Below are 12,139 nucleotides of genomic sequence, written 5' to 3'. Positions count from 1 at the left end.
ATGACCTACGTCGTCACCGAAAACTGTATCCAGTGCAAGTACACCGATTGCGCCGAAGTCTGTCCCGTGGAGTGTTTTCACGAGGGACCCAACTTCTTGGCCATCGACCCCGTAGAGTGCATTGACTGTGCCGCCTGCGTTCCAGAGTGCCCTGCCGACGCCATTTTCGCCGAGGACGACGTACCCGAGGATCAGCGCGATTTCACCGCCCTCAATGCCGAGTTGAGTAAACACTGGCCGGTCATCCTGCGTAAGAAGGCAGCGCCGGCGGATGCCGATGAGTGGAATGGCAAGCCGGGCAAGCGGCCACTGCTGCGGCGTTCATGAACGCGTTTCACGTGAAACATGGCTGACATCCAACGCAAGGGGTCGCGACTACGCCTGAGTGGTGGCGTCTTCACTCTGCCCATACTGGAGCTCTGGGATGTGGACGCTGCCGACCTTGGCCGGGAACTCCTCGACCGCGAGGGCCGACTCCCGGATCTCCTCCAGGGTGCGGGCCTGGTATTGGATCTCGCCAACTGGTCCGACACCGATACGGATGCCCTTGCCCGCTCCGTTGCCAGCCTGCGCGAGCTCGGCTGCACGGTGGTCGGGGTGCGCCAGGCCTCCGCGGGACTGTGCGAGGCAGCCCAGAGGCTGGGCCTTGCCATCCTGCGTGGTCGCGATCCGGGCGCCAGCCCTCCGCCGACGGCGACGAATGTGGCCACTCCGCCATCCCGGATTCTCGACCAGCCCGTGCGTAGCGGTCAACGCGTCTATGCCCGCCACACCGGCCTCGTTTGCCTGGGGGCGGTGAATGCCGGCGCCGAGGTTCTGGCGGATGGCCATCTGCACGTGTACGGCGCCCTGCGCGGCCGCGCCATGGCCGGGGTGAGCGGCGCTAGCGAGGCCCGGATCTTCTGCCACAGTCTGGAGGCAGAACTCGTGGCCATAGCCGGCATCTACAGCACACTGGACTCCCAACATCCCCAGTGGGGTCGTCCGTCCCAGGTGTACCTGGACAACGACGCCCTGCATATAATTCCCCTAGAATCGTAGTTGCCACCATCGGAGACCGCAGACATGGCCAGGATTATCGTCGTCACCTCGGGAAAGGGTGGGGTGGGCAAAACCACCACCAGCGCTGCCTTCGCCAGCGGGCTGGCGCTGCGCGGCTTTCGCACTGTGGTCATCGACTTCGATGTGGGCCTGCGCAATCTGGATCTCGTCATGGGTTGCGAGCGCCGGGTTGTGTACGATCTGATCAACGTCATCCAGGGCGAGGCGCGCTTGCAGCAGGCCCTCATCCGCGATCGCCAGTTGGAACAGCTCTACATCCTTCCCACCTCCCAGACCCGCGACAAGGAAGCCCTTACCGCCGAGGGCGTTGCCGCCATCATGGACGAACTGCAGAAGGAGTTCGATTACATCGTCTGCGATTCACCGGCGGGCATCGAAACCGGCGCTCTGCGGGCCCTATATCACGCCGATGAGGCCATCGTCGTCACCAATCCGGAAGTGTCGTCGGTGCGCGACTCCGATCGCATCATCGGTATCCTGCAGGCACGCTCGAAACGGGCGGAAATGGGCGACAGTCCGGTCAAGGAGCACCTGCTCCTCACTCGCTATGCGCCGCGACGCGTCCAGAGTGGCGAAATGCTGTCTGTGGAGGATGTCCAGGAGCTGCTCCGCACCCCGTTGCTGGGGGTCATTCCGGAATCGGAGGCCATTCTTCAGGCCTCCAATCAGGGTATACCCGCCATCCACATGAAAGGTACCGACGTGGCCCAGGCGTACGAAGATGCCATTGCCCGTTTCCTTGGCGAAGACCGCCCCCTACGCTTCACGCAGCCGGAAAAGCAGAGCCTTTTCAAGCGGCTTTTCGGAGGCTGACATGTCCTTTCTCGATTATTTTCTGGGTACGCGCAAGAAAAGCGCAGAGGTGGCCAAGGACCGACTCCGTCTGATCCTGGCCCACGAACGCAGTGCTGGCACGCAAGATTTCCTGCCGCAGATGCAAGAGGAACTCCTCGCCGTCATCGCCAAATACCTGCCCGTGGAGCGCGACCGGATCAGCGTCAACCTCGAGCGGCGCGGCGATTTCGAGGTGCTGGAGCTGAACGTGCTTTTCCCCGAAAAGGCGGGTAACGCACCGAAGCATTGAACCGGCTCCGGTGCATCTTCGGCACCCCGGGACGCTAGCTTCCCGCCAGAACGTGATCCAACCACTGACTGGACAGGCGCTCCAACAGCCGGTTTTGGCTCTGCCGCGCGGCCAGATGATCCAGATCCACCCAGGCCAGGGGCTGGTCTTGCCCGGCGCAACTGAAAACGGCCTGGGTGCGCTGCCCCGTCTGCGGATCCACCTGCCACTGCAGACACTGGGCGCAGACGCCCTTCAACATGCATTGCATGGGACTGCCAACGGTGGCCACGGCCTCGAGATCGGCTCGGAAACGGCTTTCGAGGCTTCCCCGTAGGGCGGCCTGAAAGGCCTTGAGCAGTCCGGTGGAACCCATCACCATGAGCCGATCCACCTCTTTGAGGGCAATGTTGCCGTCCGCTTTTCCCAACTGGCCGGCGGCATAGTCCAGCAGTAGCTGCACCATGTCGCTGGCAGTGACGCTGATGTCCTGTGGGCGCCGCGCCGTAATCTGCGGACCCTTGGCGACACACCAGACGATCTGATCCGCGGCGGCTTCCAGGAGCTCCTGATGGTCCAGTTCCCGCGCGTCCCCCAGAGCCGCCACATAGAGAACGCGGTTACCCGCCGCCCGCAGCGCTGGACCAATGTCCATCATCACCGCTGCACCCCAGCGTCCGGCGACCACCAGAATGGTCTTGTCCTTGGGGATATCCGTCGGTGCGCCCGTGGGACCCATGAGCACCACCGGGTCCCCTTCCCGCAGGCGACCCACCAGACGCGGTGCCGTTCCCCACTGCAACACCATGAGGCGGATGCAGTCGTCCTCGACGCCGGCGCCGCTCACCGTGAGCACCGGTATCTGCAGGCGTGTCCCCTGCACCACCGGACTCATCGCCTCGTAACTCTGGAGACGAAAGAACTGTCCAGGGCGGAAGTTTCGGGCGGCTGCCGGAGCCTCCACCCAGAGCTCGCAGACTGCCGGGTTGCTGCGGTCGATGCGGCGGATGCGCATACCCAGACGCTGCGCCATCTCCCTCTGAAAGGATTCCAAGGGAATGTCCTGCATCGGCAGCTGTCGTAGATGCTCCATGAGCTCGGGGTAGCTCCGCTTGGCCGAGGCGATGGCCTTGACCACGCTGCCGTGAAAGACGGGGTGCGCGTCGCCCACGAAGCTCACGCGATGATCCCGTTCATCGCGGTAGGAGGTAAAGGGGCCAAAATCCGGCGACTTGCAGTCCGCCGCCACCTGTACTGCCTGCAGACTATGGGGGTGTCCCACATAGGTCTGGAAATGATCGCCATCCAGCGTCAAGGTCCCGGGATACTCGCGCTCGTAGATGGTATTGGGGACCGTCCCCGCGGCGACGAAAACGGCGCGGGCGGGCAGGCGCAGCTCCGCTGCGCTGGGACGCCAGCGCCCCTCCACCTCTTCCATTCGCCGGAAGACCATGGCCGCGATGTGTCCGTAGCCATCCAGTTCGGCCCGCAGGGGATCGAGGCCCTCCTGGTAGAAGATCCCCTCCTGCAGGGCCTTGATGAGTTCCTCGTGATTGCGGGTGTAGGCGGGGGATTGCTGCATGCCCTTGCGGTAGGCCAGCGTCACCCCACCCCAGGCGTGGAGCAGGGGAATGAAATTGGGCTGCTCCCCGGCAGCCTTGGCGCGCTCGCGCTCGGCACGCACGGCCCGACCGTGTGCCAGAAATTCATCGAGGATGCGGACATCTTCCTCGCCGAGTCCAGCCCGTACCGCCGCTTCTCCGCGCGCCGCCGCCATGGCCTCGTAACGCTGCAGAACCTTTTCGACCTGGCGCACGTAATAGGCCTGAACTTCCGTTGCCGTATCCACGGCCGTCAGACCACCACCGATGACCACGGCGGGCAAGCGGACCTGGAGATTGGCAAGACTGCTCTGTTTCCCTGCTCCAGTGAGTTGCAGGGCCATGAGAAAATCGCTGGCCTGACGCATGCCGCGGGCGAGACTCCCAGGCAAGGACAGCACCCGCGGCAGACCGGCACCCGTTGCCAGACAGACGTGATCGAAACCGCTGGACCAAGCATCCTCCAGGGTCAGGGTACCACCCAGGCGCACGCCGCCGAAGATCTGGAAAAGGGGCCGCCGGGCAAGGCTCAGATAGATGAGCTTGAGAAAGTTCTTGTCCCAGCGCACGGTGATACCGTATTCCGCAACGCCACCGAAACCCAGCAGCAGGCGCTCGTCCAGATCCTCCTGTAGGGCCGCCCAGGAACGCACCGGCTGCCGCAGCCACTCCTCGGCCAGCGGTTCGATCTTGAGTCCGTCTATGCCCACCACGGCGCAGCCTTCCTGCAGGAGGTGGTGGGCCATGGTAAAGCCTGCCGGACCCATGCCCACCACCAGCACCCGCCGACCGTTGTAGTCCCGTGCCAGATATTGGGTCTGGCGCAGGGGATTCCAGCGACAGAGGAGGTCGTAGATCTCGACGCCATAGGGCAGGGACAAGACATCGCTGAGCACCCGGGTCTCTACCTGGGGAATGTTCACCGGATCCTGCTTTTGGTAGACGCAGGCCTTCATGCAGTCGTTACAGATGCGATGTCCCGTGGCCGGCAACATGGGGTTGTCCACCATGATCATGGCCAGGGCGGCGATATTGAAACCGTCGCGGCGCAGGATCTGCATCTCCGAGATTTTCTCTTCCAGGGGACAGCCCGTGAGGACCACGTCCAGCGGATCCACCTTGAAGCCGAGCTCCGGAACGCCTTTCTTTTCCGGGAAACCCCGGGAGCAGAAGTCGCCATCGTGGTCGTGGCAATACAGGCAATAGTGCACTTCGCTCTGGACGCCGCGGGCGTCCATGCGCGGGTCCGTCAGGTGAAAACCATCGCGACGGCGCAGCTGGGATGGATCGCCCATCCAGGGCTGATCGGGACGGGCGGTATAGCGCTGCAAGGGGACCAGTGCCTCGTGGTCGACCCGCTGTGGCAAACGAAAACTCGGCCAGTCCGCCACCCTGTGCTGCCCCTCGGGATCGGTAAGGGCGAGGGCACACCAGCGGGTCAACTTGAGGATGGCCTCGGCATGCCGGGCCTCGTCGGCCAGCCAGTTTTCCCCCAGACGGGCGATGGCGAGCTCCGGATCGGCGGGATCCAGGTGCGCCTGCTGGATTTCCTCGTCAAGCCAGGCGGAAAGCTCGGCAAAAGACTCGGGAAACTCGCCACGATAGCGCCGCGCACGGCGCAGCACAAAGTGTTTCTTGAAGGCCATGACCGGGTCATGGCCACGGGTACTTTGCTGCAAGGCCGCATTGTCCGCCTCGATGCCAAAGAAGCGGGCCAGGAATGCCTCCAGGATGGGCGCCAGGGCAAGCAGCAGGGCGCTGGCCTCACGCCCCTGGGCGGCTATCCTGCCCGCACGGTAATCCGCAAACTGGCGGGCGAGTTCCGGATCCTCGGCAGCGACGGCCGCCTGAAACGTGGAATCCAGGCGGGTGAGGCCCGTCGCCGTAAAAAAATCCGCAAAATTCCCCTCAGTGAATGTCAGCACCTTGACTCCCCCGGGCAGCACACGCGCACGGCTGCCTTGTGTATGTATATCCTAAAGTCGATCGTCAAACGTCCAGGCGCGATACGAAGCGCGCATTCTCCTCGATGAAACGGCGGCGCGGTTCCACGGCATCGCCCATGAGCATGGAAAAGACCTCGTCGGCGGCGATGGCATCCTCCACATCCACCCGCACCAGACGCCGGTTATCGGCGTTCATGGTGGTCTCCCAGAGCTGTTCCGGATTCATCTCGCCCAGACCCTTATAGCGCTGAATCTCGACTCCTTGGCGCGCCTGTGCCAGCAACCATTGCATACCCTGGCGAAAATGGCGCAGCTCGCTGGATTTGTCGCCGCGGTGAATACGTGCCCCGTCGCCAACCCGGCTTTCCACCTGTTCGGCATAATTGCGCAGATGACGATAGTCGGCGCTGACAAAAAAATCGGCATCGAGGAAACGCTGCTCCTGACTGCCGTGCAGGCGCCTTTCGATGTGCAGACGCGGACTTTCGTCACCGCCGACGATCTGCACCCGGTAGTGTTCGCCGGCAAGGGCATCCCCTTGCAGGATGTTCTCGAGGCGCGCCGCAAAATCCTGCCATGGGGCGCCAGCGTCCATGGCCGAGGCCGGCGGTGCAACGGTTGCCAGCGCCCAGAGCAGGGCGGTCGGGTAGCGGCGAGCGAGCCGCTCGATCACCGCCTCGACACCCTGGTATTGGCGGATCAGGGCGGCAAGGTGCTCGTCGCTGACGATCTCTCCGCCCGCCGCAGTCTCGAAGCGCGCATCCTGCACTGCCAGTTCCCGAAGGTAGGTAGCCAGCTCCTGATCGTCCTTGATATAGCGCTCGTCCTTGCCTTTTTTGACCTTGTACAGCGGCGGCTGGGCGATGTAGACATGGCCGCGCGCCACCAGCTCCGGCATCTGTCGGTAAAAGAAGGTGAGCAGCAGGGTGCGGATGTGGCTGCCGTCGACGTCGGCATCGGTCATGATGATCACTCGATGGTAGCGCAACTTGGTCACGTCGAAGTCCTCCTGACCGATGCCCGTTCCCAGGGCCGTGATCAGGGTGCCGATCTCGTCCGAGGACAGCATCTTGTCGAAACGCGCTCGCTCGACGTTGAGAATCTTGCCCTTCAGGGGCAGGATGGCCTGGTGGCGGCGGTCGCGTCCCTGCTTGGCGGAGCCTCCGGCCGAGTCTCCCTCCACGAGATAGATCTCGCACTTGGCGGGATCCTTTTCCTGGCAGTCGGCCAGTTTCCCCGGCAGGTTGGCAATGTCCAGAGCGCCCTTGCGCCGGGTCAATTCCCGCGCGCGCCGCGCCGCTTCCCGGGCGCGCGCCGCCTCCACCACCTTGGCGGCAATGGCCTGAGCCTCGCGCGGGTGTTCATCCAGAAAAATACCGAGGGCCTCGGCCATGGAGGCCTCGACGATAGGCTTCACCTCGCTGGAGACCAGTTTCTCCTTGGTCTGGGAGGAAAACTTGGGATCCGGTACCTTGACGGACAAGACCGCCGTCAAACCTTCCCGGGCGTCGTCTCCCGAGACCGCCACCTTGGCCTTGGCGAGAATTCCCTCGCGCTCCATGTACTGGTTCAGGGTGCGGGTCAGGGCCGCCCGAAACCCGGCCAGGTGGGTGCCCCCGTCCGCCTGCGGGATATTGTTGGTGAAACAGAGCACACTCTCGTTGTAACCCTCGTTCCACTGCAGTGCGGCTTCCACCATCACCCCGTCGCGCGCCCCCGACAGACTGATGACGGTGGGGTGAATGGCGTTCTTGCTGCGGTTGAGATGCTCCACGAAGGCACGGATACCACCTTCGTAGTGAAAGACTTCTTCGCGCCCCTCTCCGCGCTCGTCGCGCAACTGAATGTGCACACCGGAGTTGAGAAAGGCGAGCTCGCGTAGGCGTCGGGCCAGGATCTCGAAGTGGAAATGGGTGTCGGCAAAGACCTGTGCCGATGGCTTGAAGCGGATTTCCGTGCCGCGCTTACGCGACGCCTCGCCTCGCTGCAGGGGCGCCAAAGGCTCACCATCGCGGTATTCCTGGGTCCAACGGTAGCCATCGCGATCGATCTGCAGATGCAGGTACTCCGACAAAGCGTTGACCACGGAGACACCGACTCCGTGCAGACCACCCGAAACCTTGTAAGAGTTGTCGTCGAATTTGCCGCCGGCGTGGAGTACGGTGAGGATCACCTCCGCCGCCGAGCGACCCTCTTCGGCATGAATATCTACCGGTATGCCGCGTCCATTGTCGCGTACGCTGACGGACTCGTCCTCGTGGATGGTGACCAGGATGCGATCGCAATAGCCGGCCAAGGCTTCATCGATGGCGTTGTCCACCACCTCGAAAACCATGTGGTGCAGGCCGCTGCCATCGTCGGTATCACCGATGTACATGCCGGGACGTTTACGCACGGCTTCGAGGCCGCGCAACACCTGAATGCTGGTCGAGTCGTATTTTTCGGTCATGATGGTTTTCCTTCACGCAATTGTCCGGCCTGGATCGTCCATTGGCAATCCTCGGCGTTCATGGGTAGGGCTGCGGCCTCGGTGCCCGCTGCAAAGACCTGCACACCCAGGGCATCCAGTTGTTGACGCCACCACAGGCGTCCGGCGGGATCCAGTTCGGCGGCAAAATCGTCGATGAGCACCACCGGCAGTTCCAGACCGCTGTCCTTGATGGCCTGTAGCTGCGCCAGACGAAAACAGTTGCCCAGGGTGCGCAGCTGGCCTCGGGACAGGCTGTCCGCTGCACTGCGGCCATCGACGCGGAACAGGATGTTGGCGCGGTGCGGACCACTACGGGTGAAGCCGGTTTCCGCATCGCTGCTGCGATCTTCCCGCAGCACCTCGGCAAAGCGCATCCCGTCGCGCCAACCCGATTGCAGGTGCAGGCGGATCTCAGAAGTCGAGCCTGTCCGCTCTTTCCAGAAGTGGCAAAGACCTTCCTGCAGATAAGCAATTTCCCGACTGCGGTACTCGTGCAGGAGTTCACCGGCTCCGGCCAGCAGATGTTCCCAGGGGTCTTCTTTGTGGCCTTGGCTGCGCAGCCAGGCGTTTCGTTGTGCCAACAAGCGGCGATACTGACGCAGATGGTCGCCGTATTCCCGATGCCGGCGGTAGATGCCCCAGTCCAACTGGCGCCGGCGATCGTCGGCGGAACCGGCGATGAATTCACTGTTGCCGCTATGGATGGCCTGTATGGGGAGCAGCTCCAGCAAAGCCCACTGCGATCTGAGATGCTCGCCGGCAAAGCGCATCTGGCGCTCGCCACCGTTTTGTTCGAGCACGATGCGATCGTTCAAACCCAAATCTTCGTTGCGCAGGACCGAGAGCAGGAAGCACGAACTTCCGTCACGGATGAGTTGCCGTGGTCCGCGCCGCCAGCTTTGCCCAAGGCCCAGCAGGTGCAGCGCCTCCAGAACCGTACTCTTGCCGGCGCCGTTGGCCCCCACCAGCCAGTTCCACCGCGGTCCTGCCGCCAGTTGCATGTGCTCGATGCAGCGTAGATTCCGGATCTCCAAAACGGCAACGGGCATCTCACAGGCGAATGGGCATGACGATGTACAGTGGGTTATCTCCCTTCAAGGGCGTGAAGAGCACACTGCTGCCGTTGTCCTTGAGCTGCATGGCGATTTCCGACTCGGTGAATATCTGGGTGGAGTCGGCCAGATAGTGGCTATTGAACGCGATTTCGAGACCGGCACCGCCATACTGCACCGGAATTTCCACTTCCGCTTCTTCTTGCTCCTCATTGCGGCTGCGCAGGCTGAGGCTCGTCGTCTGGAATTTCAGAACACAGGCCGGATTCTTGTCGCTGGAAAGCACATTGATCTGGGTCAGCGCCTGTTTCAGCGCGAGCCGATCCACCTGTGCCCGCTCGGGGTGGCCCAGGGGAATCACCCGGCGATAGTCGGGATACCGGGCATCGATGAGTTTGCAGCGGAATTGCATACGGTCGTTGACGAGCACGATGGCATTATGCCCAAGGCGCAGTTCTATGTCTTGCTCATCCAGTAGTCGACCGAGCTCGAGAACAGCCTTGCGCGGCAAGATTCCCTGATAGCTCGGGAGCTCTGCTGCATGTGCAAAGGGCAGGGTCATGCGCGCCAGCCGATGGCCGTCGGTGGCGACGCAGCGCAATTCATGTTCGGCGACTTCCAGAAGCACACCGTTCAGAAAAAAACGCGCGTCGTTCTGCGCCATGGCGGTAGCGGCTATGGATAGGGCGTCGCGCAAGGTCGTGCCGCTGCATTGCCCCGAGAACAGGGTGTCGTCGTTGCTGCTCTCTGGAAATTGCTCCGCTGGCAAGGACTGCAGATGAAACCGTGCTGAACCACAGCGCAGGGCAATTCTTTCCTTGTCGCGCAGGATATCCAGGGTACTGCTTTCCGGTAGGGAGCGACAGATATCGTAGAGTTTGCGCGCGGGAATGGCGCAAGAGCCGGCCTGTTCCACCTGGGCGGGTATGTGGGCCAGCAGTTGAATCTCGAGGTCCGTGGCCACACAGCGCAGGGAGTCCGACTCCGCCGTTACCAGCAGGTGGGAGAGTATGGGCTGGATGGGCCGTCGATCCGCTACACTGACCATGCTGGCGAGCAACGGTAAAAGCGTGTCCCGTTCTACCCGGATTTTCATATCGTCTCTCTCCGCAACGCTAAATTTAATAAATATTTTCTTTTTTCTGTATAATCTTATTAAGGGGCCGTCTGGCCTGTGGAGGGCGGTATGAACCCACTGGTTTTTATTTGCTTTTTTAGGTGCGCCGCAAAGGGTATAGCTTGTGGATAAGTCGGTATGACCTGGGATGGATCACCCTGCCCATTTTTATACCGAAACCGTACCGGTCTTGTCCCGGTGCTTATCCACAGCTTTGTCGACAGCACGCTCATGCGCCGAGGATCCGTATGAGATTACGATAGTCTTCCTCGATTTGCGCGCTCTCCCGGCGCAATTTCTCGATCTGACGGCAGGCGTGGAGTACGGTTGTGTGATCGCGTCCGCCAAAGGCCTCGCCAATTTCCGGGAGACTGTGGCGGGTCAATTCCTTGGTCAGGGCCATGGCCATCTGTCGTGGTCGTGCAACGTTGCGATTGCGTCTTTTGGACTGCATTTCCGAAGCCCGGATGTGGTAATAATCGGCCACGACCTTTTGGATGTTTTCGAGGCTGACCATACGTTTCTGAACATCGATGAGGTCGCGCAGGGCTTCCTTGGCGGATTCCACACTGTAGGGTTTGTGGGTAAAGTTGACGTGGGCAATGACCCGTCGCAATGCCCCTTCCAGCTCGCGCACGTGGGAGCGGATCTTCTCCGCAATGAAGAAAGCGACCTCTTCCGGTAGCTGAATGCCGTGGTCCTCGGCCTTGCACAGGACGATGGCCATGCGGGTCTCCAGGTCGTGCGGTTGAATGGCGACGGTGAGACCCCAGCCGAAGCGGGATTGCAGGCGCTCCTCCAGGCCTTCCACCTCCTTGGGATAGCGGTCGCAGGTGATGATGATCTGCCGTCCGCCGTCAAAGAGGGCATTGAAGGTGTGGAAGAACTCTTCCTGGGTGCGGTCCTTGCCCGCAAAGAACTGGATGTCGTCGATGAGCAGGGCGTCCAGCTTGCGATAACGCTGTTTGAAGTCGTTGATGGTATTGTGTTGCAGCGAGCGCACCATATCCATGATGAAGCCTTCGGAGCTGATATAGAGCACCTTGGCCTCGGGTTGCCGCTGCAGGATATCGTTGCCCACGGCCTGCATGAGGTGCGTCTTGCCGAGGCCCACACCACCATAAATGTACAGTGGGTTGTAGGATTTGCCTGGATGCTGGGCAACCTGGCGGGCTGCCGCCAGGGCGAGCTGATTGGACTTCCCTTCGACGTAGGACTGGAAGTTGAAGGCTGGGTTGAGGCGGTGACCACCGGGTGCGCTGCTGCGCTCGGGCGCAATGCTCGCGGTCGGTGCCGATGTCGCCGCTGCTGCCTCTTCGTCCAGAGCGAAGACCAGCTCAAAACCCGGAGCGATCCGCTGCAGCTGTTCCTTGACGAGTTCGGCCATGCGTTCACGCACCCAGTCGCGGACGAAGGGATTGGGGGCGAGCAGGCGCAGCTCATGACCCTGCAATTCGCCACGCAGGGGCCGCAGCCAGGTATTGAACTGCTGCGGACTCGTGACGAGCTCCAGTTGGACGCATAGGGCGGACCACAGCGCGGCTCCATCTTGCAACGCTGTCGGCGCTGAATGACTACTCATGATGATCCTATCTGGCCGCAATGACCCCGACCCCGGTCGCCAGGCGCGGCGCGAGGGGGGAGCTCTCCAAGTAACGTAGGCACGGACTCAAGCTTCCCCCAGTATACCCACCCGACCCCACCGTGGCCAGTCGCCACCCCCACCACGAGGCCCGGGGCGCAGCGGGAATAGTGCGGTTTTTCAGAAAATTAAGGCGCGCTGGCTGCGCAGCCCCGAACCCGCCCACCCAGTGGGCGAAAATAGCTT

The 12,139-nt window shown here is 62.2% G+C and carries 9 protein-coding genes; 4 read left to right on the top strand and 5 right to left on the bottom strand.

Features of this window, described 5'->3' with window-relative positions; genetic code table 11:
- The 4 genes from fdxA to minE are packed head-to-tail and all read left to right on the top strand — an operon-like array spanning nt 1 to nt 2,146.
- Nucleotides 1-327, top strand: coding sequence for a ferredoxin FdxA (gene fdxA, locus ACAty_RS00050; RefSeq protein ID WP_004869651.1), 327 nt, complete (start codon nt 1-3; stop codon nt 325-327).
- Nucleotides 328-345: 18 nt separating this feature from the next.
- On the top strand, nt 346-1,041 hold the full coding sequence (minC, locus tag ACAty_RS00045; RefSeq protein WP_004869647.1) for a septum site-determining protein MinC: 696 nt from the start codon (nt 346-348) through the stop codon (nt 1,039-1,041).
- A gap of 24 nt (nt 1,042-1,065) precedes the next feature.
- Nucleotides 1,066-1,875, top strand: coding sequence for a septum site-determining protein MinD (minD, locus tag ACAty_RS00040; protein WP_004869644.1), 810 nt, complete (start codon nt 1,066-1,068; stop codon nt 1,873-1,875).
- Nucleotide 1,876: 1 nt separating this feature from the next.
- Complete coding sequence (minE, locus tag ACAty_RS00035) at nt 1,877-2,146, top strand: cell division topological specificity factor MinE (RefSeq protein WP_004869641.1); 270 nt, start codon at nt 1,877-1,879, stop codon at nt 2,144-2,146.
- 34 nt (nt 2,147-2,180) lie between these two features.
- On the opposite strand, the gene ACAty_RS00030 is transcribed toward minE, so the two are convergent.
- From ACAty_RS00030 to dnaA, 5 genes are all read right to left on the bottom strand, one after another.
- Nucleotides 2,181-5,651, bottom strand: coding sequence for an FAD-dependent oxidoreductase (locus tag ACAty_RS00030; RefSeq protein ID WP_004869638.1), 3,471 nt, complete (start codon nt 5,649-5,651; stop codon nt 2,181-2,183).
- 64 nt (nt 5,652-5,715) lie between these two features.
- Nucleotides 5,716-8,121, bottom strand: coding sequence for a DNA topoisomerase (ATP-hydrolyzing) subunit B (gene gyrB / locus ACAty_RS00025; protein ID WP_004869635.1), 2,406 nt, complete (start codon nt 8,119-8,121; stop codon nt 5,716-5,718).
- A complete protein-coding gene (recF, locus tag ACAty_RS00020) occupies nt 8,118-9,191 on the bottom strand; it encodes a DNA replication/repair protein RecF (RefSeq protein ID WP_004869630.1) in 1,074 nt (357 codons plus the stop codon). The genes gyrB and recF overlap by 4 nt, the downstream gene beginning before the upstream one ends.
- Before the next feature lies 1 nt (nt 9,192).
- On the bottom strand, nt 9,193-10,290 hold the full coding sequence (dnaN, locus tag ACAty_RS00015) for a DNA polymerase III subunit beta (RefSeq protein ID WP_004869626.1): 1,098 nt from the start codon (nt 10,288-10,290) through the stop codon (nt 9,193-9,195).
- Nucleotides 10,291-10,540: 250 nt separating this feature from the next.
- Nucleotides 10,541-11,893, bottom strand: a complete 1,353-nt coding sequence (gene dnaA, locus ACAty_RS00010) for a chromosomal replication initiator protein DnaA (RefSeq protein ID WP_004869623.1) — start codon at nt 11,891-11,893, stop codon at nt 10,541-10,543.
- Nucleotides 11,894-12,139: the final 246 nt, after the last annotated feature.

It is taken from the genome of Acidithiobacillus caldus ATCC 51756 (assembly GCF_000175575.2).
In the GTDB taxonomy this organism is placed as follows: Bacteria; Pseudomonadota; Gammaproteobacteria; order Acidithiobacillales; family Acidithiobacillaceae; genus Acidithiobacillus_A; species Acidithiobacillus_A caldus.
The sequence above is the reverse complement of the archived record's forward strand: the minus strand, read 5'-3'. Positions and strand labels throughout refer to the sequence as shown.